This window comes from Jeongeupia wiesaeckerbachi, assembly GCF_050916355.1.
Taxonomy (GTDB): domain Bacteria; phylum Pseudomonadota; class Gammaproteobacteria; order Burkholderiales; family Chitinibacteraceae; genus Jeongeupia; species Jeongeupia wiesaeckerbachi.
Map to the genome: position 1 here is coordinate 1,429,507 of NZ_CP136946.1, position 25,812 is coordinate 1,455,318.

A 25,812-nucleotide genomic window follows, 5' to 3' on the forward strand; every position below is an offset into this window, starting at 1 on the left:
GAAACACGGAGCAGCACCATGAATACCTCACTGTGGCCCGAATTCATCAAGGCCATCCACAAGGAAGTCGTCCCGGCCTTGGGCTGTACCGAGCCGGTCTCGCTGGCGTTGGCGTCGGCGATCGCCCGGCGCGAACTGGGCGCTTTCCCTGAGCGCATCGTGGCCAAGGTGTCGCCGAACCTGATGAAGAACGGCATGGGCGTCACCGTGCCGGGCACCGGCACCGTCGGCCTGCCGATCGCCGCCGCCGTCGGCGCGCTCGGAGGCGATCCGGATGCCGGACTCGAGGTGCTCAAGTCGCTGACCGCCGGGGTCGTTGCCGACGGCAAGGCGATGCTCGCCGCGCAGCAGGTCAGCGTCGGTATCGCCGACGTGGCCAACATCCTTTACGCCGAGGCGCGGCTCGAAGCCGACGGGCACTGGGTCCGCGTCTGTATCGCCGATGCGCACACCCGGGTCGTGCGCATCGAAAAAGACGGCGAGCTGCTGTTCGAGGCCGAACCGGGGCGTGGCGACGATGCGGCGGCGTACTCGCTGGCCGGTGCGACCGCGCGCGACGTCTACGATTTCGCGACGACGGCACCCCTGGCCGACATTGCCTTCATCCTCGACGCCGCCCGGCTCAACGACGCGCTGTCGCGCGAGGGCATCAAGGGCGAACACGGCCTGCACCTTGGCGCGACCTTGCAGCGTCAGGTGCACAAGGGCCTGTTGTCCGACGATTTGCTGACCCGGGTGCTGGTGCGCTCGACCGCCGCATCGGACGCGCGCATGGGCGGCGCGACGCTGCCGGCGATGAGCAATTCGGGCTCGGGCAACCAGGGCATTGCGGCGACGATGCCGGTGGTGGTGGTGGCCGAACATCTGAAGGCCGACGATGAGACGCTGGCGCGCGCGCTGATGCTGTCGCACCTGATGGCGGTGTACGTGCACGCCAAGCTGCCCAAGCTGTCGGCGCTGTGCGCGGTGTCGACCGCATCGATGGCCGCCGCCGCCGGCATGGCCTGGCTGCTGCGCGGCGACTATGACGCGGTCAGCATGGCGATCTGCAGCATGATCGGCGATATCGCCGGCATCATCTGCGACGGGGCGTCGAACAGCTGCGCGATGAAGGTATCGACCTCAGGTACGGCGGCGTACAAGGCCGTGCTGATGGCACTCGACGACAGCCGCGTCACCGGCTTCGAGGGCATCGTCGCCCACGAGGTCGATGCGTCGATCGACAATCTGTGCGCGCTCGCCTGCGGCAGCATGATGCAGACCGACCGGCAGATCATCGAAATCATGGTGCAGAAAAACAGCTGCTGATGCGCCGCCGGCTGGGCGCCCGTGGCGTTGGCCGTCAGTCTTCGGTCGTTGTGTTGCGGTGATGCCGGTGGGCGTGGATGAATTCGCCGATCGGCATCGGTCGGCCGAAGTAATACCCCTGCAGGTAACGCACGCCCAGCGTCCGCAGGTAATCGCGCTGTTCGGCGGTTTCGACGCCCTCGGCAACCAGATCGATTTCAAGCTTGGTCGCCAGTTCGGTCAGCGTGTCGAGCAGGTGCGCCGACAGGGTATCGGCGCCGATGCGCTTGACGAAGCTCTGGTCGATTTTCAGCGCGTCGACCTTGAAACGCTGCAGGTAGTTGAGGCTGGCGTGGCCGATGCCGAAGTCGTCGATCGCCACCTTGACGCCGCTGGCCTCGAGCTGCTGGAACAGCAGGTCGGTCTGCTCGGTCGGCTCGATCAGCTCGCGCTCGGTCAGCTCGAGCCACAGCTCGATGCTGTCCGGCGGAAACGCGGCCAGAAAGTGGTGGCAATCATCGAGCAGTCGCGGGTCGCGGCAATGCGCTGCGCTGATGTTGATGCCGATGTGAAAGCGCGGCGGCAGATCGGCCACGTGCGGCAGCAGCGCATCGGCCACCCGGCGCATCAGATCGCGGGTCATCGGCAGGATCAGCCCGGTCCGCTCGGCCATGGGGATGAACAGGTCGGGACGGATCAGGCCTTCGCCGGGCAGATGCCAGCGCATCAGGACTTCGACGCCGGACCATTGTCCGGTCGCGGCATCGACGATGGGCTGGACGAAGGGTTCGAATTGCCCGGCGTCGAGTGCGACCTGCAGCAGGGCACGGGGCGAGGCGGCGCGGCCGAGCAGGCGATAGCAGATGCCGCCACCGATGATGCCGACGCCGCCGATCAGCGTCAGCAGCGCCAGATCGTAGGCCAGCAGGTAGCGCAGCACCGAGCCGTCCGGCGAGCCGGCGACCACGGCGTAGGGGTAGTGTGCCGAGGTGATGCTCGCCCGGGCCTGCGGCAGCGGCGGCAGCGGGATCGTGCGCACCTTGCCAAGCTTGTCCATGTAAAGCGAGTCGATGATCAGGTACACCTCGCTGTAGTCGGAGGCGAACTGCAGCGCGCGCTGCACGTAGCGGCCGTCGATGACCGACAGCACACCGCGGTCGTTGCGGACCTGACGAACGATGATGATGGGGACGCCCGGCGTGGTGAGGTTGCCCGCACGCATGCGCAAGCGACCGCCGATATAGCTGCCCGCGGGGACTTCCTGGTCGGTGCTGCCAAGCAGCGATGTGCAATACAGGTGATCGTGCTCGATAAGGTTGACCGAGCGGACGAAGGGGACCGTGGCGACTTGCAACTGCAGCATCTGTCTGGCTTCGCCATCGCAGGGCCGGCCGGCCAGCTGCATCACGGCGTTGTTGCTCGTGTCGGCATTGGCCAGCATCTGGTCGAGCATGGTGATGGATGCGTTTGCCGCTTCATTGGCCCGTTGCTGCAGCTGCCAGCGCGCTTGCAGCGCAGCCACCGTGACGCCGATGGTTGGCAGCGCCATGGCGACCAGCAGCGAGACGAGCAAATGTTTTCCCCGGTGTTTGGGCTGTAGTTTTGTCAGAGGCAAGTCGGCGGCATCCGGGCGGCGCGTGGGCTGGATTAGTCGAAAGGGCATGAGGTCTCGGTAAGACACGAGGGCGGCTGGAAGGGGCTGCCTGCCTCATTCTAGGTCGCGGTCAGAGCAAATGCCTTGGCAGAATTTGGCAATAATCTTTCCGGTGTTCTGCTTGGCGATGACATGCCTACGACACCATTCGAGCCGTTTTGACGAAATTGCACCAGCTCTGCGTCAGTGCTGTGTCGGCAAGGTCGGCGGCAGCGCCGATTGGCCTGCGCATGGCGCAGGTTGCCCGTCTTCGATCGCCGGATTGCGGTGATGCCGGTGGGCGTGGATGAATTCGCCGATCGGCATCGGTCGGCCGAAGTGATACCCCTGCAGGTAACGCACCCTCAGCGTCCGCAGGTAGTCGCGCTGTTCGGCGGTTTCGACGCCCTCGGCAACCAGATCGATTTCAAGCTTGGCGGCCAGATCGACCAAGGTGTCGAGCAGGTGCGCCGACAGGGTATCGGCGCCGATGCGCTTGACGAAGCTCTGGTCGATTTTCAGCGCGTCGACCTTGAAACGCTGCAGGTAGTTGAGGCTGGCGTGGCCGATGCCGAAGTCGTCGATCGCCACCTTGACGCCGCTGGCCTCGAGCTGCTGGAACAGCAGGTCGGTCTGCTCGGTCGGCTCGATCAGCTCGCGCTCGGTCAGCTCGAGCCACAGCTCGATGCTGTCCGGCGGAAACGCGGCCAGAAAGTGGTGGCAATCATCGAGCAGTCGCGGGTCGCGGCAATGCGCTGCGCTGATGTTGATGCCGATGTGAAAGCGCGGCGGCAGATCGGCCACGTGCGGCAGCAGCGCATCGGCCACCCGGCGCATCAGATCGCGGGTCATCGGCAGGATCAGCCCGGTCCGCTCGGCCATGGGGATGAACAGGTCGGGACGGATCAGGCCTTCGCCGGGCAGATGCCAGCGCATCAGGACTTCGACGCCGGACCATTGTCCGGTCGCGGCATCGACGATGGGCTGGACGAAGGGTTCGAATTCGCCGCGATCCAGTGCCCGCTGCAACTGGCTGCGCGGCGAGCTCGGCCGGCCGAGCAGTCGGTAGCAGACGGCACCGCTCGCTAGGCCGGCGGCGGCAAGCAGCAGCAGCAGCGCCAGATTGTAATCAATCAGGTATTTTTCGATCGCGCCGGCCGGTGCGCCGGCTTCCACCGACAAGGGGTAGCGTGCCGACGCCAGTTCGACATGGGCGACGGGCAGCGCGGGCAGCGGGGCGTGACTGACAACGCCGTCGCGATCCATCTGAGCCCCGCCAATCCGCAGGTGGAGGCCAATGTCCTGCGTCTTCTGTTGCAGTGCTGAGTGCAAATACCGCCCACCGATCGCCGACAGCGTGCTGTATTCACCGTGCGCTTGCCGGACGAGCAGCAGCGGCACATTGGGCGTGACCACATTGCCGGGAAGCAGAAGCAGCTGCCCATCGGCGAACTCGGGAACGACAATCGGCATCCGGACGGCGTCGATGATCGACGAGCAGTACACGACGTCGTGATGCGCCAGGTTGACCGAGCGGACGTAGGGGACGGTCGCGACCTGTTGTTGCAGCACATGTGCGGTACGGGTGTCGCAAGGCTTGCCGATCAGCGGCAGCGCCACCCGATTGGTCTGCTCGGCGTTGTCGATCATCCGCTCCAGTTTTGCGACTACCTCGTGCGCAATGGCCTTGGTCTGCCGCTGCAAGCCCCAGCTCGCCTGAGCGACTGCGATGGTATAGCCGAGCAGCGGCAAGGCGAGCGTGACCAGCAGCGAGAGCCAGATGCGCATCAGGCGCTTTCTGGCTGGGATACGAATGGGCAGGGAAAGGAGCGCTGGGGTTCGGGAGGGCATGGTGTTCGCGTCGGGACGACCGGCCGCGCAAACCGGAGTGCCGGCGATCTTAACCCGGATGGTAGCCAATGGCGATGGCCGGCGCAGTTGCAGCATTTGGGTCCGGCTCGGTCAATTTTCGGTTGACGTCCCGAGCGCGCTGGTATTCCGGGCATCTGGAACGCGCCGTGCACGGATCATTTGAAGATGATAACAATTCTCGTTAATATGGCAGGCTGAATGGGCGGCCCATGCGTTACGCCCGGAAAGAATCGCACAAGGAAACGAGATGGAAACCAATCCCTACGGCATTGCCGCGCTCTGGGCTCAGGGCGATTTCGTCACGCGTAGCGTGGCCATCCTGCTGCTGGTGATGTCGATCGCATCGTGGTGCGTGATCGTGCTCAAGGCGGCACGACTGGTGAAACTCAAGCGTCAGGCCAGCGCGGCCAGCAACGATTTCTGGCATCAGCGCGACTTCGCCGCCGGCTTGGCGTCGCTCGGCGAGACCCGCACGTCGAATCCGTTCCGCCATCTGGCCGAGGAAGGCGCCGATGCGGTCGCCCACCACGCGCACAACAAGAATGACCTGCACGGCGCGCTCAATGTCAGTGACTGGGTCACCAGCAATCTGCGCCGGGCGATCGACGACGCGCAGCAGGCGATGCAATCCGGCCTGTCGATCCTGGCCTCGGTCGGCTCGACCGCGCCCTTCGTGGGGCTGTTCGGCACCGTCTGGGGCATTTACCACGCGCTGGTCGGCATCGGCGTTTCGGGTCAGGCGAGCATCGATAAGGTCGCCGGCCCGGTCGGTGAAGCACTGATCATGACCGCCTTCGGCCTCGCCGTGGCGATTCCGGCGGTGCTCGGCTACAACGCGCTGGTGCGCGGCAACAAGGCCGTATCGATGCAATTGTCGCGCTTTGCCCATGACCTGCACGCCTACTTCGTCACCGGTTCGCGCGTCGGCAGCAGTGCGGCGGCCTCGCCGGCGCCGGCGCTGAACGTCGTCAACGGGAGCAAGTAATGGCGTTCGGCGGCCTCGACGACAACGATGAGGTGATGAGCGAAATCAATATGACGCCGCTGGTCGACGTCATGCTGGTGCTGTTGATCATCTTCATCATCACCGTGCCGGTGATCAACCACGCGGTGAAGATGGATCTGCCGCGTGCGGCGAACCAGCCGCAGCAGATCAAGCCCGAGAACATCGCCTTGTCGATCGACGCCGCCGGCCAGCGCTTCTGGCAGGGCGAGAAGATCGACGACGCGATGCTCGACGAGCGGCTGAAGGCCGCTGCGGAGAAAAAGCCGCAGCCGGAACTGCACCTGACCGCCGACCGCAATGTCCGCTACGAAGTCGTCGCACAGACGATGGCCGCAGCGCAGCGCAACGGGCTCGAACGCATCGGCTTCGTCACCGATCCCAAGGCGCAGTAAGCGCCCGGCACCCCGCAAGGGCGCTCCATCGGCATCCCGCTCGAAAAACGCCCGCTGTATGCGGGCGTTTTGCCGTTTTTCAAGCCCAAGCGTTTACGCTGCCTTACCCATCCGTCATCGGGCATGCTGGGCACTCTGGCAGAGACCGACTGGAGACCGCAATGTGGAACGACGTTGCCGCAGCCATCCATGCCGCGGGGGGCGAGGCCGGGGAACCCAGCGCCGTTTTGCCGGTGGGCGGCGGCGAGATCAGCGCGGCGTTCCGCTTCGAATGCGGCGGCCGCAGCTATTTCGTCAAATGCAACCGCAGGGGCGCGGGGTTCGATGCCGAAGCCGCTGCGCTGGGCCTGCTGGGGACGCGGATTCGCGTGCCGCAACCGGTCTGCAGCGGGCAGAGCGGCGACCGCAGTTTTCTGGTCCTCGAATGGCTCGAGCTGCAAGGGCAGGGGGACGACGCCCGGCTCGGCGAGGCGCTGGCCGAAGTGCACCGGCTGACGATGCCGCGTTTCGGCTGGGACATCGACAACACGATCGGGCGGACGAGGCAGGCCAACGGCTGGCTGTCCGACTGGCCGGCGTTCTGGCTGCAGCGGCGGCTGGCACCGCAGCTTGAGCTGGCCGCACACAGCGGCGCGCGCCTGCGCGATGGGGACGCCTTGCTGGCGGCGCTGCCGGCACTGTTCGACGGCTATGCGCCGGCGGCATCGCTGCTGCATGGCGATCTGTGGTCGGGCAACGCCGCCTTCCTCGCCGACGGCACGCCGGCCTTGTTCGATCCGGCCAGCTACTTCGGCGACCGCGAGACCGATCTGGCGATGACCGAGCTGTTCGGTGGCTTCTCGCCGCGCTTTTACGCCGCCTACCGTGCCGCGTGGCCGCTCGATCCGGGCTACCGGGAACGACGGACGCTGTATCAGCTCTATCACGTGCTCAACCATTACAACCTGTTCGGTGGCCACTATCGCGACGCAGCACAGCGGATGATCCGCGAACTGCTGGCGCAACTGCGCTGACGGCCTGTCATCGTCAATACGATAAAATCATCCGACCTCTCCACTGGAAATCATATGGAAGCCATTCTGCGCGCCATGGTCAGTGCGCCGACCGAGCGCGCTTTCGACCTGTTTCGCGAGCTCGTCGACACGATGCGCCCGCGCGACCACGCCGATGCCGTCGCCGCGAACAACGCGGTACAGGCGCTGGCCTATCTGCTCGAGCAGTATCCCGACTACCGCGCGGCGCTGCGGCGCCACCTGCTGCACCTGCTGTCGACGCGCAAGCAGGTCCAGCTGTACACCGATACCGGCATCCTTTCGAACGAGACCTTCTACACCGCGCTGACCCGCCGCATCGGCTACCGGGTGCTGCCGCCGGTGTTCAACCGCTATTCGCTCAAGGACGTGTTTGGCGCGCTGTTCCACCGGCGGACCGACTATGTCTGGCTCGAGGCGATCAGCCGCGATGCCTGGCTGGCGCTCGGCCGGGCAATGCATGTCCACGACGAAACCGACCGCGACAGCATCAACAAGACGCGGCTGCAGGTGCTCGAGGCGATCCAGGTGCTGTCGTGCCGGCTGTCGGCGATCGGTCTCGAACCCGAACTGGTGCGCAACAACCCGGACATCGAACGCTTCGAGTCGCCGTTCGTACGTCAGAACGTCGAAACGCTCGCCTACATCGAGCACTACCGCCGGGCGATGATCGACGAGGCGCTGCCCGACGAGGACGTCCGGCCGATTCTGGTGCTGCTCGACCAGTGCGAGGACTGGCTCGCCAAGATCAGGAAAAGCGCGGCCAAGAACGGTATTTCGGTCGGGCTGACGTATCACATGGTGCGGCTGTACCAGCACGTCGAGCGCATGCGCATGCTGCTGCTGCTGATCGACCCGGTGCCGAGCCCGGACAAGGCCGAGCTGATCATCGACGGCCTGGTCGCGCTGGTACGGGCCGAAAACCGCAAGTACCGGATCCGCGACGTGTTCGCCGACAACACCTCCTTGCTGGCCTTGCAGGTGACCGAGCACGCCAGCCATACCGGCGAACATTACATCGCCGAAACCCGCAGCGAATGGCTCGGCATGTTCCGCTCGGCCGCCGGCGCCGGCGTCATCGTCGGTTTCATGGCGCTGATCAAGCTCCTGACCGCCAAGGCGCATATCCCGCTGCTGCTCGAAGCGATCCTGTTCGGCCTCAATTACGCGCTCGGCTTCATGCTGATCCACATGCTGCATTTCACCATCGCGACCAAGCAGCCGGCGATGACGGCGGCCAAGATCGCCGCGACCATCCATGCCGGCAGCCGGCAAGGACGAACGCAGCGTGTCGACCTGGACGAGCTGGCCGGCTTGATCGTCAAGGTGGTGCGGACGCAGTTCATCGCCATCGTCGGCAACGTGGCCTTGGCGATGCCGGTCGCGCTGCTGATCGCGATGGGCTGGAACTGGTATGTCGGCAGCCCGGTCATCGACACCGCCAAGGCCGACCACCTGCTGCACGATCTGTCGCCGATCGCCAGTCTGGCGCTGTTCCACGCGGCCATCGCCGGTTGCTGCCTGTTCCTGGCCGGGCTGATCTCGGGTTATTACGACAACAAGGCGATCTACAACCGCATCCCCGACCGGATCGCGGCGCTGCCGTGGTTGAACTGGCTGGTTGGCGAATCGCGCGCCCGACGGCTGGCCAAGTACATCGAGAACAACCTCGGTGCGCTGGCCGGTAACTTCTACTTCGGCATGATGCTCGGCATGATCGGTACCGTCGGCTTCCTCCTGGGGCTGCCGATCGATATCCGCCATATCACCTTCTCGTCGGCCTACCTGTCGTTCGCCGCGGTGACCTACAACTTCCAGCTCGACTGGCAAATCGTCGCGATGTCGGTGCTCGGCATTGCCCTGATCGGCATGACCAACCTCGCGGTCAGCTTCGGCCTGGCGCTGTGGGTGGCGCTGCGTTCGCGCAAGCTGACCTTCCAGGCGACCAAGCCCTTGCTCGGCGAACTGGCGCGTCGCTTCATGCGCAATCCGGGCCAGTTCTTCCTCCCGGCCCGTGCCGCCAAGCCGGTCGCGCCGCCACCGCCCTTGCCCAACCATCAGGAGACCGTCCGTGAGTGGATTCGATTGCGTCGCCAACGCGCTGGTTGACGACGGCTGGTGCGTGCTGCCGGGCTTCCTGAGCCCGGCTGAAGTCGCCGCGCTGGTCGCGTCGTCGCAGGCCCGGCGGGCCGACTTCGCCCGCGCCGGCGTCGGCCGCGCCGGCGGCCACGCGGTCAACGGCGAGATCCGCGGCGACGAGGTGCTGTGGCTCGATGATGAGGGTTGGGCTGGCGCGGATGGTCCGGCTGACGCGGCCGATCCGGCCGCAGCGCTTGCGCTCGACCGGCTAGAGGCGCTGCGCGGCGAGTTGAACGCCGGGCTCTACCTCGGGCTGGCCGAACTCGAGTGCCATCTGGCGGTCTATCCGGAAGGGCGCTTCTACAAGCGCCACCTCGATCAGCACCGCGGCGAGGACACCCGCGTCGTCACCATCGTGCTCTACCTGAACCCCGAATGGGGCGAGGCCGATGGCGGCGAGCTGCGGCTTTACCTCGACGACGGTAGCCATCGCGATGTCCGCCCCGATGGCGGCACACTGGCGGTGTTCATGTCCGACCGATTCGAGCACGAGGTGCTGCCGGCACGACGCGAGCGCTGGTCGCTGACCGGCTGGTACCGTCGTCGTGCGCGCGTGTGACTTCGTCCACAGCCCGGGCGGGTGCCGCTCACTACAATGGCTGCATTGATCCGATCCCGGGAGGGCCTCCAGATGCGCGCCCCTAAACTGATTGCCCTGATGCTGGCCGGCGCCAGCACCGTCTTTGTCGCCGGTTGCGCCAACACCTCGTCGAACGTCTACAACCGCGACCAGATGATGCAGGCCGCGACGGTACAGTCCGGCGCGATCGAGAACCTGCGTTCGGTGAAAATGCAGGATTCCACCGGCGTCGGCACCGTTGCTGGCGGCGCGATCGGCGGGATCGCCGCAGGCGGCAATATCGGTGGCGGCAACGGCCAGATCGTTGCCGGCATCCTGGGCGCCATCGTCGGTGGCCTGGCCGGCAATGCAATCGAGAAGGGCGTCACCCAGCAGGATGCGTACGAGGTGACCGTCCGGCTCGACAACGGCCAGCGCATGGTCATCGTGCAGAAGGCCGACGCCCCGCTCACGGTCGGCCAGCGTGTCGACGTGCTGACCGACAGCAAGAGCACCCGCGTGGTGCCGGCGGGCAACGGCATCGTGCCGCAGCCGATGTGATCCTCGCCTGCGACCGACGAGTCCAGTGAAAACGGCCCCGCGGGGCCGTTTTTGCGTCGACCGAGGCTAGACCCGCCCGGCCACGCCTTGCCAGGCATCCTCCTGCGTCCGCACACGGCCGGTGTCCGGCGCGCCGCCGCCCTGTTCGAGCACCGGGTAGGCGATCGCGCAGATGTGCGAGTGGATCCGCCGCAGGTCGCGCAGCACGTCCAGATGCAGCGAACTCGAGGCGATGCTCTCGGGCACGCCGTCGCGCAGCCGCGCCAGATGGGTGTCGGCGGCGTGGCGGCCCAGCTCGCGGATCGTCACCTTGCCGGCCAGCAGCGTCTGCGCGGTATGCAGGTCGGCCGAGATGAACACCGACTGGGCGCGGTGGAAGTTCTCCAGCACCTCGTGGTGAAGCTGGGCCAGCTCGGCGGCGCCATCGTGCGAAAAACTCAGCTGGCCGCGGATCTTCTTGCCGGCCAGCTCCATCAGGTTCTTGTCGATGATGTCGCCGATGTGCTCCATATTGATGACGAAACCGATGATCGCCATCGCCCGCGCCGCATCGTGCTGCGACAGGCTTTCGCGGGTGATCTCGGTGACGTAGAGCTTGATCGCCTCGTGCAGCCGGTCGACGGCGTTGTCGCGGCGGGTGATGTCCAGAATGCGCTGCCGGTCGTCCCCCAGCAGCGCCGGCATGCTCGATCGGAGCATTTCCTCGACGATGTCGCCCATGTGCAGCGCTTCGCGCGTTGCGCAGGTCAGCGCCAGCGACGGCGTGGCAATCGCCGACGGATCGAGGTAGCGCGGTGCGTCGGGCTGGTCGGCGGCGGCGCGCTGGTCCGGAAAAACGCGCTCGAGCAGCCGTGAAACCGGCTTGAGCAGGCCGATGAAGGCCAGCGCGATGCCGAGGTTGAGCAGCGTGTGGAAATCGGCGACCAGTGCGCCCGGATCGGGCCACAGCCGCCCGAGCCACTGCGCCAGCGGCCCGACCGCCAATAGCAGCACGAGGCAGCTGCCGCCGCGCAGCAGCAGGTTGCCGGCCGGCAGCCGCCGGCGCAGGTTGTCGTTGCCCTTGTTGCCCTCGAACCAGGGATTGAGCGCGCTGCCGATATTGGCGCCGAGCACCATCGCCAGCGCGGTGCTGGCCGGGATCGCGTGCGAGCCGGCGAGCGACATCACCAGCAGCACCGTCGGGATGCTCGAATGCGCCAGCCAGGTCAGCAGTGCCGCGATCATCGCGTTTGGCAACGGTTGGTCGGCAAGCACGTCGAGGATGGCGCGCATTGCCGGTGCGGCTTCGGCCGGTTGCATGGTTTCGACCAGCAGCCGCAGCGCCAACAGCATCAGGCCGATGCCGATGAAGGCCCGGCCGAAGTCGCGCATCTGCGAGCCCTTGCCGCGCTCGAACATGAACAGCCCGGCGATCAGGCACAGCGGCGATACCCAGCCCAGATGCAGCGAGAACGCCTGGACGATCAGCGTCGAGCCCAGATTGGCGCCGAGCATGATCGCCAGCCCGGCGATCGGCGTCAGCACCCGGCGCGCGGCGAACGAGGTCGCGATCAGGCCGGTGGCGGTGCTGCTCTGCAGCACGGTGGTGATCGCCAGCCCGGCCAGCATCGCGCGCCAGCGGCTGCCCAGGCTGCGGCCCATCAGTTGTCGCAACGACGCGCCGAGGGCGCGCATGAAGCCGGTTTCGACCATGTGCAGCCCCCAGGTCAGGAGGGCGACACCACCGGCAAGATGAAGCAGAACGGTCATCATGCTCGTTCTCCCTGGCCAGAACCCATGGGGCTCCGGCATGGCAACCCGGCCTTTGTCCTGCCTGGCCGGTGTTGCAGTGCGGCCGACTCAACCCGCTCGCCTGCTTGGCGCCTTGCCAGCACCGTTGCACTGGGTTTGCGCTGCGCAGCTACACCGTGGGGGATGACCGCTTTTTCATTGCACTTTCATTCAGTCTTGACCATCGGCGCCGGTTTGGCTGGTCGCGTGCGCGGTTTCTGCCCGATGGACGTCAGCGCCTGCGTCGCGCGCGCAACACCGCTGCTCAGCGGCCGACGCCGACAGCCATGCGCGGCAACGGCTGTTTCCAGCGTTCGCTGAGCAGCACGCCGGCCAGCGTCAGCACGCCGCCGACGAGGTGATACCACGCCAGTTGCTCGTGCAGGATCGGCGTTGCGGCGATCAGCGCGGTGAATACCGGCGACAGGTTGAACAGCAGCGTGGTGCGGCTCGGCCCGGCCTGCGCGACGCCGCGCATCCACAGCAGCGGCGCGAGCATCGATGCGAACAGCGCTGCGTACAGCACCAGCGGGATATTGGCGGCCGAGAGCCCGACCTTCGGCGATGCCAGATAGAGCGGCAGCAACAGTACGACGGCGACCAGCACCTGCAGGTAGAGCAGCAGCAAGGACGGCAGCTGGATCTGCCACTTCTTCAGCAGCACGCTGTAGAGCGCGTAGGCCAGCGTCGCGATCAGCATCAGCGCATCGCCGCTGCCGACGCCGTGCCGCAGCAGGGCGGCGATGCTGCCGCCGGAAACGACGAGCAGCACGCCGGCGAACGATACGACCGAACCGGTGATCGCTCCCCACGTCAGCCGCTGGCCGAGCAGGCCGATCGACAGCGCCAGCGCCATCATCGGCATCAGCGACAGGATGATGCCCATATTCGTCGCCGACGTGCTGTGGGCGGCAAAGTAGGCGAGGGTCTGGTACAGCACCATGCCCATCAGCCCGAGCACGACGATCTTGCCGGCCTGCGCCCGGATCGCCGCACGGTGCTGCAGCAAGGGTTTGAACATGAACGGTGTGAACAGCAACGCCGCCAGCAGCCAGCGGTAGAAGCCGATTTCGGCCGGCGCGATCGCACCGGCGGCCAGTTTGTTGACGACGGTATTGGCGGCCCAGATCAGTACGGCCAGCACGGGGAAGAGCAGGGGCATGCGGCGCTCCTTCGGAATATGGGACGGATTGTCCGCCTGTCTGCCTGTCTGGATATACTGAGAAACAGACAAGCCGTTCACCGATCCGGACACCATGAGCCAGCACTATTCACCGCAGCGTGATTTCGACCGCTTGCCCTACCCGGTGTGCTTCCGCTTCGATACGCTGGCCGCGCGCACCGAGTGCGAGCAGCACCAGCATCCCTGGGGCCAGCTCAACTACGCCGAGCACGGCGTGATGCAGATCGACGTTGCCGGCCAGCGCTTCCTGTCGCCGCCGCAGTACGCGGTCTGGCTGCCGGTCGGCGTCGTCCACGGCAGCTACAACCACCAGCCGGTGCTGTACCGCGCGCTCGACCTCGACCCGTCGCTGTGCGCCGCGCTGCCATCGCAGCCGTGCATGCTGGCGATCAGTCCGCTGCTGCGGGCGATTCTGGTCGACTTCGCCGAGCGTGGCGTCGCGGTGCCCGAACGCGATGCCGACCGCCGTTTGGCGCAGGTGGTCGTCGACCAGCTCGGCAGCGCGCGGGTCGAGCCGCGCTACCTGCCGCTGGCGCAGACGCCGCAGCTGCGGCAGTTGCTCGACGCGCTGCAGCGCGATCCGGGCAACACCCGCAGCCTGGCCGACTGGGCGACAACGGTGCACCTGACCGGGCGGACGCTGGCGCGCCATTGCCAGCGCGAACTGGGGATGAGTCTGGGCGAGTGGCGATCGCGGCTGCGCTTTCTGCGCGCGATCGAGTGGCTCGAAGCCGGCCGCAGCGTGCAGGCGATCGCGCTGGATCTGGGTTACAGCACGAGTTCGGCGTTCATCGCAATGTTCCAGCGCCAGGCGGGGACGACGCCGGAGCAGTATCGGCGGGAGATGGGGGCGAGGGTTTAGGCAGGGTGTGTGCGCTCGCTTGAGCGGGGCTGGGGTTAAGCGCCTGCGGCGCGGTGTTTATAAGCATGGATGCGCGTTCCGCCGTGCAGACGGGATACTTTCTTTGCTTCGCCAAAGAAAGTATCCAAAGAAAGGCGACCCCGCATTCGCGCCCGCTTCGCGGGTACCCTACGCTGCGCGCCAAACGCGGCGGGGTCCTGAACTCGCCCTGCGGGCTCAGACAGCCAGGCCCCGAAACCCCGCGTCCGGCTGTGCTGCTCGGCGCTACTGAGGGGCCATAGGCGGTTTGCCATTGGCCGTGGTTGAAAACGATGCAAACGATCCGCAGCGGGTGAAAAGAGTGGCTTTTCAATCCCGTTCGCCAGCGCCGAGGAGTGGAGCGAGACAAGCCGGCCTCATGGCTTGGCTCGCGACCGACCGAGGGTAGCCCGGCGGGTCGCAGGCGCGGGGCGCCTTTGGGGTGAAGGGGGCTTTGGCGAGACAAAGCTCCCTTCCCGTCCGCGCGGCGGAACGCGCATCAATGCCTTTAACCTACGCGCCGTAGGCGCTAAACCAGAGCTGCGCAGCGGTCTTAAAACCTCAGCCATGAAAAACGGCCCTTCCGGGCCGTTTCACTGCTGCACATCCCGCGCTCAGAAACCCAGCCGCTGACAAATCGTACTCACCGCCCCGGCCGCGTTGAGCGTATAGAAATGCAGCCCCGGCGCGCCTTGCGACAGCACCCGGTCCGACAGCTCGGTGACGAAGTCGAGGCCAAAGGCGCGGATCGATGCCGAATCGTCGCCGAACGACGCCAGCCGCAGCTTGAGCCAGCGCGGGATTTCGGCGCCGCACATGTCGGAGAAGCGCGACAGCTGGCTGAAGTTCTGGATCGGCATGATGCCGGGCACGATCGGGATGGTGACGCCGCGGCTCTGTACTTCGTCGACGAAGCGGAAATAGGCATCGGCGTTGAAGAAGTACTGGGTGATCGCCGCGTCTGCGCCGGCGTTGACCTTGCCGACGAAGGCGCGCAGATCGGCCTCGGCGCTCTGCGCCTGCGGGTGGTACTCGGGGTAGGCGGCGACTTCGATGTGGAACCAGTCGCCGTGCTGCTCGCGGATGAAGGCGACCAGTTCGTTGGCATAGCGGAATTCGCCGACGTCGACCATGCCCGACGGAATGTCGCCGCGCAGCGCGACGATGCGGCGGATGCCGTGCTCGCGATAGCTCGTCAGCAGCTCGGCAATGGTCGCGCGGGTCGAGCCGATGCACGACAGGTGCGGCGCCGCCTGATGGCCTTCGGACTGGATTTCGAACACCGCATTGCGCGTGCCGTCCTGCGTCGTACCGCCGGCGCCGAAGGTCACAGAGAAGAACTCGGGCTTGAACTGGGCGAGCTGGCGGCGCGTGTTGCGCAGCTTGTCGGTGCCTTCGGGCGTTTTGGACGGGAAGAATTCGAAGCTGATCGGCGGGCGGGTCATGGCGGCTGTTCGGTGGAAACTCTTGGCAATCTTACCACTGCCCCGCCCGGTGTTCGCGCTAGCGAACGTGCAATAGGTTCATGTTGGCGTGAGTTTGCCGTGTGGCGGCGACAACGGATCGACTTCGGGCGTGCCACCGACCACGTCGCTGCGCTGCGGCGTCCGCTTGGGTTGCTGCCGCAGCCGTGCGCGACGTCGTGCACAGCACCAGGGGATCGGACGTTTCATAACCATGCTCCAAGCAGGGGGGAGATCAACACCATGGCGATGCCGGCCATCGTCATGGTCAGGCTGGCGACGACGCCTTCCTCGCCGCCGATTTCGCGCGCCTTGGCCGTGCCGGCACCGTGGCTGGCGGCGCCGAACATCGCGCCGCGCGCCATGCGCGAGCGCAGCGGCAACAGCCGCATCACCGTTTCGCCGATCGCCATGCCGAACACGCCGGTGACGACGACGAAGAGCGAGGTCAGCTCGCGCGAGCCGCCGAAGGCATCGGTGGCGACGACGGCGAACGGTGTCGAGACCGAACGCGACAGCAGGCTGTGGGTCACTTCATCGGGTAGCTGGAACAGCGTTGCCAGCAACCACGACGAACCAATGCCGAGCGCGACACCGGCGATCACGCCGATCGTCAGCGTCAGCGGGTTGCGGCGGATGATCTCGCGCTGGTCGTAGATCGGCACGGCGAAGGCGATCGTCGTCGGCCCGAGCAGCCAGACCAGCCAGCGGGCGTCGGCGTTGTAGACCGGATAGGGAATGCCGGCGAGCAGCACGATGGCACCGAGGATCAGCGGCGCAAGCAGGATCGGGGCGAACCAGATCTTGCGGTGGCGGCGGTACAGCCATTTGCAGCCGTAGTAGACGGCGATGGTCAGCAGCAGGCTGATCAACGCAAGCGGCGACGTGGCCATTACAGGGCTCCGGCGAGTGCGCGGCGGCGAGATTTGGCGCGGATTCGGCGGCGGTGTTCCCAGCGGAACACGACATCGACCACCAGTGCGGTCCCGGCCATGACGATCAGCGTGCCGAGGCCGATGACCACGATCAGCGGCAAGCCTTCGGCCTTGAACAGCGTGCCGAACTGGACCACGGCGATGCACGGCGGAATGAAGAACAGCAGCATTTCGGCCAGCAGCCATTCGGCGCCGCGGCGGATCGCATCGGCCGGCATCAGGCCGGTCATCAGCAAGGCCAGCACCACGCCGAGCCCGATCACGCTGCCCGGAATCGGCGAATGCACGACACGGGCCAGCCAGTCGGTGGCGAACCAGACGGCAAAGATCAGCAGCAATTGGGTGACGAGCCGGAGCAGGTCCGACACGCGCTTGGTCGCCATGACGGCCTCCCGAGGTACACAGCCCGCAGTTTAGGCCTGCGCATTGATTACAAGGATGAATTATCCTTATGAAATCAATGCCGATTTGGAATGATCAGCGATGGAACTGCGAACCCTGCGCGCCTTTGCCGAGGTCGCCCACTGCGCCAGCTTCACGCTCGCGGCCGAAAAGCTGTGCGTGACGCAGCCGACGGTGAGCAAGCTGGTGCGCCAGCTCGAGGACGAACTGGGTCAGACGCTGCTGCTGCGCGACGGCAAGCGGCCCAGGCTGACCGACGCCGGTAGCGTGGTGCTCGGCTACGCCGAACGTCTGCTCGCCGACGCCGCGCAGCTGCGTGCCGAACTCGACGGTTTGTCGGGGCTGGCGTGCGGCGAATTGCGCATCGGCGTGCCCTCGCTCGGCGGCCGGGTGTTCGTTGCGCTGATCAGCGAGTTCAAACGTCATTACCCGGGGGTCGAGCTCAAGCTGTTCGAGGACGGCGCGATCGCGATCGAGGCGGCGCTGCTCGCTGGCGAGCTCGAGCTTGGCGGGCTGCTGCACCCGGTTGCCGATCCGCGCTACCAGACGCTGACGCTGGTACGCGACCGGCTGGCGCTGATCGCGCCGGAGCGTTCGGCCTGGGCGCACCGGCCGACGGTGGCGCTGGCCGAGCTGGCCGACGAGCCCTTCATCCTGTTCACGCCGGGCTTTGCGCTCAACGACCGGATCGTATCGGCGTGCGCGGAGGCCGGCTTTTCGCCACAGGTCACCGGCCGTAGTGGCCAGCCCGGGCTGATTCAGGCAATGGTGCGCGGCGGCATCGGCATTGCGCTGCTGCCGACGTCGGAAATCGCCGCGTCGGCGCCGGACGGGCTGGCCGTGTGCACGCTCGAAGCCGAGATCCCATGGGAGATCGCGCTGGCATGGCCGCGCGACGCCTATCTGTCGCACGCTGCCCGCGCCTGGCTGGCATTGGCACAGGCGCGTTATGGCTGACTGACGTCGACCGGGGCGTCGGAGAAACGGGCGGCGCGGGCGTCGCGCAAGCCCGGCCGGCCTTCGGTCAGCACGCCGTAGAGTTCGGGGCGCCGGCCCTGCATCCAGCGCCGGCCCGAACACAGCGGCAACAGGCCGAGGTCGAGGTCGGCGTCGACCAGCGCGTCGGCGGCGGCCCAGGTCTCGGCGAGGATGCGGCCGTAGGGGTCGAGCACCATCGCGTTGCCGGTGCGGACCTCGTCGTCGTCTTCACCGACGCCGTTGGCGAAGACGATGAACAGGCCATTGTCGTGCGCGCGAGCCGGCAGCCAGCGCAGCAGCCACTCGCGCCCGTTCGGGCCACGGAACGCCGCCTCGATCGCCGCCGGATCTTGGTGGCGGTTGCGCCAGACGGACAGCGGAATCTTCTTCATCGCGTTCGGGCTGCGCGAATCGGTGCCGCCGGTCTGGTGCGGTGCCAGCAGTACCGTCGCGCCGAGCAGTGCAGTGGCGCGGGCGTTCTCGACCAGATTGTTGTCCCAGCAAATCAGCACGCCGACGCGCACGCCCCACGGCGTATCGAACACCGTGTAGCGGTCGCCGCTGGCGATCGCCGGGTGCTCGAACGCGTGCAGCTTGCGGTGGCAATGCACCTGTCCGCCGGGCAGACAGACGGCGTAGGCGTTGTAGAGCCGGCCGTCGTCGCCGCGCTCGACGAAGCCGACGCCGATCCCGATGCCGTGCTCCATTGCCAGCGCCCGAACCGCTGCGATCGACGGGCCGTCGAGCGGCTCGGCCAGTGCCGCAACGGCAGCCGCATCGAGCTTGGGCACGTGCCAGTAGCCGGTGATGCACATTTCCGGCAGCGCGAGCAGCTGCACGCCACGGCGGGCGGCCTCAAGAGCGAAGTCGGCGATGCGGCCGAGGTTGTAGGCCTTGTCATTGGCGCGGTGCTGGAACTGCGCGGCGGCGACGCGTAGCGATTCGGTCATGATGGGATTCCGGTACATGCCGGCGGGCCGGCGACACCGACGATTTAAGCACCGTGTCATGGCGCCGGATAATGATGAATTTTCCGACCGGTGATAACCTGAAGGAATGGAAATCCGCCTGCTCCGCGCCTTTGTCGTTCTCGCCGACTGCCTGCACTACGGTCAGGCCGCCAGACGGCTGTGCCTGACCCAGCCGGCGCTGACCAAGCAGATCCGCGTACTCGAAGACCGGCTCGGCGCACCGCTGTTTGTCCGTGGCCGTCACGGTGCGGTGCTGACCGGCTTCGGCGCCGACTTCCTCGCCGAAGCAAGCGAGCTGCTTGCCCGCGCCGACGCGCTCGACGCACGTGCGCGCCGCATGGCGCAAGGCGAAGCGGGTCGGCTGGCGATCGGTTTCGGGCTGTCCAGCCTGCAGCTGGCACCGCAGCACATCGCAGCCTTCCGCCGTCACCATCCGGACGTCGAGATCAGTCTCGAGGACATGTCGTCGGCCGAGCAGGTCGACCGGCTGCTGACTGGCCGGCTGCAGCTTGGTTTCGTCCGCCTGCCGGTCCCGGCGCCGCTGGCGAGTCTGCCGCTGCTGACCGACAGGCTAGTGCTGGCGGTCGGCAACGGCGTCGATTCGCTGCGACCGCAAACGGTATTGCGGCTGGCGCGGCATCGTGGCCCGGGGCTTGCCGGCGAGGTCGACCGCTTGCTCGACCACTGGAGCGGGCAGGGCTTTGTGCCGCCGGCCATTCACGAAGCCGGCGACATCCAGACCCTGCTGGCACTGGCGGCGGCCGGCATTGGCGCTGCGCCGGTGCCCGAGAGCGCCCTCCACATCCTGCCGCCTGGCGTACGCATCGTGCCGCCCGACACCGAGATAATCTGGCAGACCGGTCTGGCATGGCTGCCAGGGCGCGGCAGCCCGCTGTGTGACCGTTTCATCGCGCTGCTGCGCTAGCCGTCGGCCTGCCTATACTGCAGAGCAACAGAGTCGAGGAGATCACCATGTCGCTCCCGGATGGTCCATCCCGCGGAATGCGCGCCGCCGCACCAGCGGTACCGACCTTTGTCGGCGCCGGTCTGCGCAGCGAGGAAATCGCCGAGCATGCGCAGCTGGCGCTGCACAGCGTGTCGACGCTGACGACGCTGATTGCGCGCTCGACCGATCCGCTCGGCTTCAAGCACGGCCTTGGCGCATTGCACCTGCCGGAACCGCTGTCGCGCCAGCTTGGCCGGCTGGCCGCCGAAAATCCCGAGCTGTACCAGCACCACCTGATTATCGTGATCCTGGCCGACTATCTGGCGCTGGGGTTGCAACTGTCGGCGCCGGACCGGGCCGCGTTGATGATCGCCGCGCTGTTCCACGATGCCGGGCTGATCGGTCTGGACAGCTTGATCCCGGCGGCCGGTGATCCCGAGGCGCGGCGCATCATCGACGATCATCCGCAACTGGCGGCCTTGTTGCTGCGACGCTGTCCGGAAGTGCCCGAGGCGGCGGTGCTGGCGGTGCTGCAGCATCACGAACGCGTCGACGGCAGCGGCTACCCGACTCACGGTACGCACCGTGCACTGCATCCGCTCGGCGAAATCCTCGCCGTCGCCGAGGCGGTCGGTTCGGTGCTGCCCAAGCGCCGACCGGCGGCGATGCTGATCTGGCTGCGGCTGATCCGCAACAGTTTCCGGACCGATGCGATCGACCTGCTGGCGCGTGCCTTGCAGGGCATCGTTTCGCCCGGCCAAAGCCATCCTTCCGAGGCGAGACTGCTGGTGCTGTCCGAGCAACTGGGGGGGCAGGCGGCGCTGTTCGACAACTGGCTGGTCCAGCGTGGCCGCCTTGAGGCGCTGGCGCTGCCCGATTTCGTCATCGACCGGCTCGACCGCATCTACGGCATGCTGGCGCAGCTCGGTATCGATCTGCACCGGATCGAGCTGGCGCTCGATTACGCGATCGACGACGAGCAGGTTGCGCAGGAGTTGCTGGCGCTGGCACAGGAAGTCGACTGGCAGCTCGGCGATCTGCTGCGCGACATCCAGCGCCACGATCTGCCGCAGTCTGCGAGCTGGCCTGCGTGGCGGCTCGAACTCGAAGCGCTGGCGCAACGCGTCCGGGCCGCGCGCGGCGATCACACCGCCCGCTCCTGAACGCGGCGCTTGCCGCCGTGGTGGAAGAGCGTCAGTGCTGGCCGAAGCGCCGCCGTCCGCCGCGCTTGGGCTGCGGCGCGTGCGCCTGACGCTTGTTCTGCTGCTGCAGCATCAGGTCGATCTTCTCCGACGTCGTTTTCATCAACGATTGCGCCAGCTCCTCGTGCGGGAAGGTATCGGCCATCCGGTAGCCCAGCCACGCATACGCGGCATAGAGCTTGCAGGTGTCCTCGAGGTATTGCAGCGCGTTGCGTCCGCCGATGCCCTCGATCCGCAGCAATGGCGACGGCTTGCCGTCGGCACGGTCGCGCGCCCAGTCCATCAGCGCATTCTCGAGCATCGGGATCTTGGTCGACACCGGGCACAGGCTGAAGGTGTAGCGGTCTTCGAGCGACAGCTTCAGCGTATCGAGCCAGCGCGCTTTTTCCATCTGGTCGGACAGGTTGGCCGGTACGAAGAACTCGTCGTGCACGTTGATGTGCTTGGTGAAGAGCTCGAGCAGCGCGAACAGCTTGGTCTGGCCGGTCGCCTTGGAAATCTGCTGCAGATAGTCGAGGTTGGGTGCGACGAAGAAACCGGTGGCCGGCAGCGGGTCGATTTTCTCGCGCAGCAGTTCGGTGATGACCTTGTGCGTACGGGCGTCGAAGCCGGCGACAAAACCGGCTTCGTGCGCGCCGAAGCGGCCGGCACGGCCGGCGATCTGCTTGGCGAGCGCCGCGGTGATCGTGCCTTCGCTATAACCGTCCCATTTGTTCGACGTGGTGAAAATCACCCGCCGCGCCGGCGTGTTCAGGCCCATGCCGATCGCGTCGGTGCCGACGATGATCTTGGTGTCGCCCGAGACGAAGCGCTCGGCCTGCGCCTGCCGCACTTCGGGCGAGAGGTTGCCGTAGATCGCCGAGACAGCGAAGCCCTCGGCAATCGCCTGGTCGCGCCAGTTGAGCACTTCGCGGCGCGAGAACGCGATCAGCACGTCGCCGGGCTTCAGGTTCTTCAGCGAGCCGAGCGGTTGCGGATCCATTTTCAGCGGCGATTTGCGTTCGAGCTTGCGGATTTCCAGCGTGCCGCCGATGCGGTGGACCAGCGATTCAATCGCCTGTTGCGCCTCGAGCGCGCCCAGCAGGTAAACGGTATTCGCCGGCACGCCGCAGACGGCGGCCGTCCATGCGGCGCCGCGGTCCGGGTCGTCCAGGAGCTGGATTTCGTCGATTACCGCCACGTCGATCGGCTTGTTCGGGTTGAACATCTCGACGGTGCTGGCGACGTGGGTCGCGCCCGGATGCAGCTTGCGCTGTTCGCCGGTGATCAGGCTGACGGCGACGCCGGCGTCGAGCAGGCGCTGATAGTTTTCCAGTGCCAGCAGCCGCAGCGGCGCGAGGTAGGCGCCGGATCTGGCTTGCGCCAGATGCTCCATCGCCGCGTGCGTTTTGCCCGAGTTGGTCGGGCCGAGCACGGCGATGAAATGCCGCGGCATCGCCTGCGCGGTGGTGAACGATTCGGGGTACAGCGACAGGTTGACGGCGTTGCGCGTTTTTTCGGCCTGCCGCGTCGCCGCGTGCGTGCCCTGCTGTGCTTCGATCCGCGCCAGCGCAACCTTGCAGCGTTCGCTGGCGCGCTCGTATTTGGCCTGCAATGCGTTCAGCGCGCCGGTCGGATCGAGCTCGCATTCGGTCGCGATGTCGATCACCGCATCGGCGCAGTCACGCAGCGCGGTTTCCAGCGTGTGCAGCGCCGCGGCATTCCAGCGTTCCTGCAGGAGCGCGAGCTTGGCCGTCGTCGTCAGCTTGCGCCACTTGGCGGTTTTGCCGAGGAAACCGGCGTCCGGTACCAGATGGTAGGGAATACGGCGGTCGCCGACGGCGATCTCGCCGTGGACCGACACGGCGTAGCTGCCGTCGGTGGTGATCAGCGTCGCGCGATGCGCGTGCAGGTAGTCGCTCAGGGCGTTGCTGGATTCGGTCGATTCGATATCGGTCATGGGCTTGTCGGTAGCCGGCCCGCGCGGGGCCGGTGGTTCTCATTGAGGGATGGGGGGCGTCAGCGGCGTTTGCGCAGGATGACGCTGAGGTTGTTGGCCGGCATCGCGACCACGTCGTCGAGCACGAAGCCGGCATCAAGGGCGATGCCGATCACCGCCTCGAGATCGCGCACGCCCCACTCCGGGTTGCGTGCCTTCAGCTGGGCATCGAAAGCGGCATTGCTCGGCGCGGTATGGGTGCCGTCGCGGCGGAACGGGCCGTACAGGTAGACGGGGCCGCCGGGCTCGAGCACGCGGCCGGCGCCGGCAAACAGCGCCTCTGTCGCCGACCACGGCGAGATGTGCAGCATATTGATGCAGACCAGCGCCTGTGTCGATGCGATGCCCCAGTTTTCGGTCTCGACGTCCAGCGCCAGCGGTGGTGGCAAGGCAAGCCCGGCGTGCGTTGCCCACGCAGCGATCGACGCCCGCGACGGCGCGTCCGGATCGCTGGTTTGCCACACGAGCTGCGGCAGCGCCGCGGCGAAGTACAGCGCGTGCTCGCCGCTGCCGCTGGCGATTTCCAGCACCGTGCCCGACGCCGGCAGCACACGCTGCAGCACCGCGAGGATGGCGTCGCGGTTGCGTTCGGTGGCAGGGGCGTAAAGGCGGGCGTCGGGATCGGTCATGCGTACTCCTTGCTGAAGGCCGGGCGGCCGGTATCGGGCATACTCGGCACGAGATCATGAGAGGCGCGAACGATGGATTTGTACCAGCAATTGCAGGACGTCACCGATGCGAATTCGTTTCTGGCGTTTGCCAATGCGCTGCTTGCCGATCGTCTGGCCGATCCGGCGCAGTGGCAGCACCAGACGATCGAGGATTTCCTTGGCGCGGCGCTGAACTGGGCCGAATCGACGCAGCTCGGCAAGATTCAGGGCTTGGCCGAGGTGTCGCCGTGGAAGCGCTGCGCGGTGTTCCTGTACTCCGGCAAGGTCTGCGACTAGCAGACGCTCGCCAGCCTGCTTGGAAGCCATCCCGGTAGAAGAGCGAGCCAAAGCTGTGAGATACCGCCCCGAGCGCAAACGCCCAGAAGGGCGCCCCCTTGGGGTGAACCGGGCGCCGGACGGGATCCAAATTCGCCGCCGCCCAATGCGCATGGATGCCTACTGGAACGCGACCTCGGCAAAGCTGCGCAACTTGCGGCTGTGCAACTGGTCGACGCCCTGATCGCGCAGCAACTCCATCGCGCGGATGCCGATGCGCAGGTGCTGGTCGACGCGTTCGCGGTAGAAGTGATTGGCCATGCCCGGCAGCTTGATTTCGCCGTGCAGCGGCTTGTCCGATACGCACAGCAAGGTGCCGTAGGGAACGCGGAAACGGAAGCCGTTGGCGGCGATCGTCGCGCTTTCCATGTCGAGCGCGACGGCGCGGCTCTGGCTGAAACGGCGCTGCGGCGCGTTGTCCGGCAGCAGTTCCCAGTTCCTGTTATCGGTACTGGCAACGGTGCCGGTGCGCATCACCCGCTTCAGTTCGGCGCCGTGGATCTGCGTGACGTCGGATACCGCCGCCTGCAATGCGACCTGGATTTCGGCGAGCGCCGGAATCGGCACCCACAGCGGCAGATCCTGATCGAGCACGTGGTCCTCGCGCACATAACCGTGCGCCAGCACGTAGTCGCCGAGCTGCTGCGTCTGCCGCAGGCCGGCGCAGTGGCCGAGCATGATCCATGCATGCGGGCGCAGCACGGCGATGTGGTCGGTCGCGGTCTTGGCATTGGCCGGGCCGACGCCGATGTTGACCATGGTGATGCCGCAACGGTCGTCGCGCATCAGGTGATAGGCCGGCATTTGCGGCAAGCGTGGCGGCGCCACCCCCAGTGCGTCGGCGGCTTCGGCAGCCAGCCCGGCGCGACGGGTGACGACATTGCCCGGCTCGATGAAAGCGGTGTAGGCGCTGTCCGGGTTGCGCATTTCCTCTGCACCGAGACGGATGAATTCGTCGATGTAAAACTGGTAGTTGGTGAACAGCACGAAGTTCTGGAAATGCTCGGGCTGGGTACCCGAATAATGGCGCAGCCGGTGCAGCGAGTAGTCGACGCGCGGCGCGGTGAACAGCGACAAGGGCTGCGGATCGCCGGCGGCCGGCTCGTAGGTGCCGTTGGCGATGCCGTCGTCCATTGCCGACAGGTCGGGCAGATCGAACACGTCGCGCATCAGCTGGCGCCGCTCCAGGGTCAGGCTGCCTTCGATATGGTCGTTTTCGGCGAACGAGAAGTGCACCGGGATCGGCTGGTTGCTGACGCCGATTTCGAGCTCGACACCGTGGTTCTGCAGCAGAAGCGTGAACTGTTCGCGATAGTAGTCGGCGAACAGGTCGGGGCGGGTCAGCGTCGTTTCATAGCGTCCTGGGCCGGCGACGAAGCCGAAACTCAGATGCAGCCCATCGACCGGATGCAGCCGCGACACCGTGTCGGTCTGCAGTCGCACATAGGGGTAGCAGGCGCGGACATGGCTGGGCAGCGTGTCGCCGGCGACAAAGCGCGCCATCGCGTCGCGCAGATGCGCCAGGCTGGATTCGTAGACGAGGCGAACCTGTGCCAATGCGGCATCGGCGTCGGTGTAGCGGATCGGGGCGATGAATTCGGGCTGATGGAACATAAGCGTCGTCCGGTAGCGGGAGAT

The 25,812-nt window shown here is 66.5% G+C and carries 24 protein-coding genes; 12 read left to right on the plus strand and 12 right to left on the minus strand.

Features of this window, described 5'->3' with window-relative positions; translation table 11 throughout:
• Positions 1-18: 18 nt before the first annotated feature.
• Positions 19-1,308, plus strand: coding sequence for a serine dehydratase subunit alpha family protein (locus R0382_RS07015; protein WP_432723516.1), 1,290 nt, complete (start codon positions 19-21; stop codon positions 1,306-1,308).
• Between the two features lie 34 nt (positions 1,309-1,342).
• Here the strand turns inward: R0382_RS07015 and R0382_RS07020 are convergent, their stop codons facing one another.
• Positions 1,343-2,860 carry an EAL domain-containing protein gene (locus R0382_RS07020; RefSeq protein ID WP_432723517.1) on the minus strand — a complete coding sequence of 506 codons (1,518 nt, stop codon included), beginning with the start codon at positions 2,858-2,860 and terminating at the stop codon, positions 1,343-1,345.
• A 264-nt stretch (positions 2,861-3,124) separates the two neighbouring features.
• Positions 3,125-4,708, minus strand: a complete 1,584-nt coding sequence (locus R0382_RS07025) for an EAL domain-containing protein (RefSeq protein WP_432723518.1) — start codon at positions 4,706-4,708, stop codon at positions 3,125-3,127.
• A gap of 331 nt (positions 4,709-5,039) precedes the next feature.
• Between R0382_RS07025 and R0382_RS07030 the strand changes: the two genes are divergently transcribed.
• From R0382_RS07030 to R0382_RS07055, 6 genes are all read left to right on the plus strand, one after another.
• The gene (locus R0382_RS07030) at positions 5,040-5,777 is read left to right on the plus strand and encodes a MotA/TolQ/ExbB proton channel family protein (protein ID WP_432723519.1); all 738 of its coding nucleotides are present in this window, start codon (positions 5,040-5,042) and stop codon (positions 5,775-5,777) included.
• Positions 5,777-6,190: an ExbD/TolR family protein gene (locus R0382_RS07035; RefSeq protein WP_432723520.1), complete on the plus strand. Its 414-nt coding sequence runs from the start codon at positions 5,777-5,779 to the stop codon at positions 6,188-6,190. Before R0382_RS07030 ends, R0382_RS07035 begins: the two co-directional genes overlap by 1 nt.
• A 161-nt stretch (positions 6,191-6,351) precedes the next feature.
• On the plus strand, positions 6,352-7,203 hold the full coding sequence (locus R0382_RS07040; protein WP_432723521.1) for a fructosamine kinase family protein: 852 nt from the start codon (positions 6,352-6,354) through the stop codon (positions 7,201-7,203).
• Positions 7,204-7,257: 54 nt separating this feature from the next.
• Positions 7,258-9,330, plus strand: coding sequence for a site-specific recombinase (locus tag R0382_RS07045; protein ID WP_432723522.1), 2,073 nt, complete (start codon positions 7,258-7,260; stop codon positions 9,328-9,330).
• Positions 9,293-9,919 (plus strand): 2OG-Fe(II) oxygenase, encoded by a 627-nt coding sequence (locus R0382_RS07050; protein ID WP_432723523.1) that lies wholly within the window; start codon positions 9,293-9,295, stop codon positions 9,917-9,919. The genes R0382_RS07045 and R0382_RS07050 overlap by 38 nt, the downstream gene beginning before the upstream one ends.
• Before the next feature lie 72 nt (positions 9,920-9,991).
• Positions 9,992-10,480 (plus strand): hypothetical protein, encoded by a 489-nt coding sequence (locus R0382_RS07055; RefSeq protein WP_432723524.1) that lies wholly within the window; start codon positions 9,992-9,994, stop codon positions 10,478-10,480.
• A 66-nt stretch (positions 10,481-10,546) separates the two neighbouring features.
• Here the strand turns inward: R0382_RS07055 and R0382_RS07060 are convergent, their stop codons facing one another.
• Together R0382_RS07060 and R0382_RS07065 are read right to left on the minus strand one after the other, a co-directional pair.
• Positions 10,547-12,232 carry a Na/Pi cotransporter family protein gene (locus R0382_RS07060; RefSeq protein ID WP_432723525.1) on the minus strand — a complete coding sequence of 562 codons (1,686 nt, stop codon included), beginning with the start codon at positions 12,230-12,232 and terminating at the stop codon, positions 10,547-10,549.
• Between the two features lie 283 nt (positions 12,233-12,515).
• The gene (locus R0382_RS07065; RefSeq protein ID WP_432723526.1) at positions 12,516-13,412 is read right to left on the minus strand and encodes a DMT family transporter; all 897 of its coding nucleotides are present in this window, start codon (positions 13,410-13,412) and stop codon (positions 12,516-12,518) included.
• Between the two features lie 94 nt (positions 13,413-13,506).
• On the opposite strand from R0382_RS07065, the gene R0382_RS07070 reads away from it, so the two are divergent.
• A complete protein-coding gene (locus tag R0382_RS07070; protein ID WP_432723527.1) occupies positions 13,507-14,295 on the plus strand; it encodes an AraC family transcriptional regulator in 789 nt (262 codons plus the stop codon).
• A gap of 632 nt (positions 14,296-14,927) precedes the next feature.
• On the opposite strand, the gene metF is transcribed toward R0382_RS07070, so the two are convergent.
• From metF to R0382_RS07090, 4 genes are all read right to left on the minus strand, one after another.
• Positions 14,928-15,758 (minus strand): methylenetetrahydrofolate reductase [NAD(P)H], encoded by an 831-nt coding sequence (gene metF, locus R0382_RS07075; protein WP_432723528.1) that lies wholly within the window; start codon positions 15,756-15,758, stop codon positions 14,928-14,930.
• A gap of 78 nt (positions 15,759-15,836) precedes the next feature.
• Positions 15,837-15,986 (minus strand): hypothetical protein, encoded by a 150-nt coding sequence (locus R0382_RS07080; protein ID WP_432723529.1) that lies wholly within the window; start codon positions 15,984-15,986, stop codon positions 15,837-15,839.
• Entirely contained in the window at positions 15,983-16,669 is a 687-nt protein-coding gene (locus tag R0382_RS07085) for an LrgB family protein (protein ID WP_432723530.1), read from the minus strand. Before R0382_RS07085 ends, R0382_RS07080 begins: the two co-directional genes overlap by 4 nt.
• Positions 16,669-17,094 carry a CidA/LrgA family protein gene (locus R0382_RS07090; protein WP_432723531.1) on the minus strand — a complete coding sequence of 142 codons (426 nt, stop codon included), beginning with the start codon at positions 17,092-17,094 and terminating at the stop codon, positions 16,669-16,671. The genes R0382_RS07085 and R0382_RS07090 overlap by 1 nt, the downstream gene beginning before the upstream one ends.
• A gap of 100 nt (positions 17,095-17,194) precedes the next feature.
• Here R0382_RS07090 and R0382_RS07095 point away from each other — a divergent pair, with 100 nt between their 5' ends.
• Complete coding sequence (locus R0382_RS07095) at positions 17,195-18,070, plus strand: LysR substrate-binding domain-containing protein (protein ID WP_432723532.1); 876 nt, start codon at positions 17,195-17,197, stop codon at positions 18,068-18,070.
• Here R0382_RS07095 and R0382_RS07100 read toward each other — a convergent pair.
• The gene (locus R0382_RS07100) at positions 18,061-19,041 is read right to left on the minus strand and encodes a nitrilase family protein (RefSeq protein WP_432723533.1); all 981 of its coding nucleotides are present in this window, start codon (positions 19,039-19,041) and stop codon (positions 18,061-18,063) included. The genes R0382_RS07095 and R0382_RS07100 overlap by 10 nt on opposite strands.
• Positions 19,042-19,147: 106 nt before the next feature.
• Here R0382_RS07100 and R0382_RS07105 point away from each other — a divergent pair, with 106 nt between their 5' ends.
• On the plus strand, positions 19,148-19,987 hold the full coding sequence (locus tag R0382_RS07105; protein WP_432723534.1) for a LysR substrate-binding domain-containing protein: 840 nt from the start codon (positions 19,148-19,150) through the stop codon (positions 19,985-19,987).
• A 47-nt stretch (positions 19,988-20,034) separates the two neighbouring features.
• A complete protein-coding gene (locus R0382_RS07110) occupies positions 20,035-21,171 on the plus strand; it encodes an HD domain-containing phosphohydrolase (protein ID WP_432723535.1) in 1,137 nt (378 codons plus the stop codon).
• Positions 21,172-21,202: 31 nt separating this feature from the next.
• Here R0382_RS07110 and R0382_RS07115 read toward each other — a convergent pair whose 3' ends face one another.
• Complete coding sequence (locus tag R0382_RS07115) at positions 21,203-23,149, minus strand: helicase-related protein (RefSeq protein WP_432723536.1); 1,947 nt, start codon at positions 23,147-23,149, stop codon at positions 21,203-21,205.
• Positions 23,150-23,208: 59 nt separating this feature from the next.
• Complete coding sequence (locus R0382_RS07120) at positions 23,209-23,817, minus strand: DUF938 domain-containing protein (RefSeq protein ID WP_432723537.1); 609 nt, start codon at positions 23,815-23,817, stop codon at positions 23,209-23,211.
• 72 nt (positions 23,818-23,889) lie between these two features.
• Here R0382_RS07120 and R0382_RS07125 point away from each other — a divergent pair, with 72 nt between their 5' ends.
• Positions 23,890-24,135, plus strand: coding sequence for a hypothetical protein (locus R0382_RS07125; protein WP_432723538.1), 246 nt, complete (start codon positions 23,890-23,892; stop codon positions 24,133-24,135).
• 159 nt (positions 24,136-24,294) lie between these two features.
• Here the strand turns inward: R0382_RS07125 and R0382_RS07130 are convergent, their stop codons facing one another.
• Entirely contained in the window at positions 24,295-25,788 is a 1,494-nt protein-coding gene (locus R0382_RS07130; RefSeq protein WP_432723539.1) for an AMP nucleosidase, read from the minus strand.
• Between the last annotated feature and the right edge of the window lie 24 nt (positions 25,789-25,812).

What these genes read in the sequence shown, in the direction of transcription:
- R0382_RS07015 (WP_432723516.1), top strand. Translation starts at nt 19, where the DNA reads ATGAATACCTCACTGTGGCCCGAATTCATCAAGGCCATCCACAAGGAA.
- R0382_RS07025 (WP_432723518.1), bottom strand. Translation starts at nt 4,708, where the DNA reads ATGCGCATCTGGCTCTCGCTGCTGGTCACGCTCGCCTTGCCGCTGCTC.
- R0382_RS07030 (WP_432723519.1), top strand. Translation starts at nt 5,040, where the DNA reads ATGGAAACCAATCCCTACGGCATTGCCGCGCTCTGGGCTCAGGGCGAT.
- R0382_RS07035 (WP_432723520.1), top strand. Translation starts at nt 5,777, where the DNA reads ATGGCGTTCGGCGGCCTCGACGACAACGATGAGGTGATGAGCGAAATC.
- R0382_RS07040 (WP_432723521.1), top strand. Translation starts at nt 6,352, where the DNA reads ATGTGGAACGACGTTGCCGCAGCCATCCATGCCGCGGGGGGCGAGGCC.
- R0382_RS07045 (WP_432723522.1), top strand. Translation starts at nt 7,258, where the DNA reads ATGGAAGCCATTCTGCGCGCCATGGTCAGTGCGCCGACCGAGCGCGCT.
- R0382_RS07055 (WP_432723524.1), top strand. Translation starts at nt 9,992, where the DNA reads ATGCGCGCCCCTAAACTGATTGCCCTGATGCTGGCCGGCGCCAGCACC.
- R0382_RS07060 (WP_432723525.1), bottom strand. Translation starts at nt 12,232, where the DNA reads ATGATGACCGTTCTGCTTCATCTTGCCGGTGGTGTCGCCCTCCTGACC.
- R0382_RS07065 (WP_432723526.1), bottom strand. Translation starts at nt 13,412, where the DNA reads ATGCCCCTGCTCTTCCCCGTGCTGGCCGTACTGATCTGGGCCGCCAAT.
- R0382_RS07070 (WP_432723527.1), top strand. Translation starts at nt 13,507, where the DNA reads ATGAGCCAGCACTATTCACCGCAGCGTGATTTCGACCGCTTGCCCTAC.
- metF (WP_432723528.1), bottom strand. Translation starts at nt 15,758, where the DNA reads ATGACCCGCCCGCCGATCAGCTTCGAATTCTTCCCGTCCAAAACGCCC.
- R0382_RS07080 (WP_432723529.1), bottom strand. Translation starts at nt 15,986, where the DNA reads ATGAAACGTCCGATCCCCTGGTGCTGTGCACGACGTCGCGCACGGCTG.
- R0382_RS07085 (WP_432723530.1), bottom strand. Translation starts at nt 16,669, where the DNA reads ATGGCCACGTCGCCGCTTGCGTTGATCAGCCTGCTGCTGACCATCGCC.
- R0382_RS07090 (WP_432723531.1), bottom strand. Translation starts at nt 17,094, where the DNA reads ATGGCGACCAAGCGCGTGTCGGACCTGCTCCGGCTCGTCACCCAATTG.
- R0382_RS07095 (WP_432723532.1), top strand. Translation starts at nt 17,195, where the DNA reads ATGGAACTGCGAACCCTGCGCGCCTTTGCCGAGGTCGCCCACTGCGCC.
- R0382_RS07100 (WP_432723533.1), bottom strand. Translation starts at nt 19,041, where the DNA reads ATGACCGAATCGCTACGCGTCGCCGCCGCGCAGTTCCAGCACCGCGCC.
- R0382_RS07105 (WP_432723534.1), top strand. Translation starts at nt 19,148, where the DNA reads ATGGAAATCCGCCTGCTCCGCGCCTTTGTCGTTCTCGCCGACTGCCTG.
- R0382_RS07110 (WP_432723535.1), top strand. Translation starts at nt 20,035, where the DNA reads ATGTCGCTCCCGGATGGTCCATCCCGCGGAATGCGCGCCGCCGCACCA.
- R0382_RS07115 (WP_432723536.1), bottom strand. Translation starts at nt 23,149, where the DNA reads ATGACCGATATCGAATCGACCGAATCCAGCAACGCCCTGAGCGACTAC.
- R0382_RS07120 (WP_432723537.1), bottom strand. Translation starts at nt 23,817, where the DNA reads ATGACCGATCCCGACGCCCGCCTTTACGCCCCTGCCACCGAACGCAAC.
- R0382_RS07125 (WP_432723538.1), top strand. Translation starts at nt 23,890, where the DNA reads ATGGATTTGTACCAGCAATTGCAGGACGTCACCGATGCGAATTCGTTT.
- R0382_RS07130 (WP_432723539.1), bottom strand. Translation starts at nt 25,788, where the DNA reads ATGTTCCATCAGCCCGAATTCATCGCCCCGATCCGCTACACCGACGCC.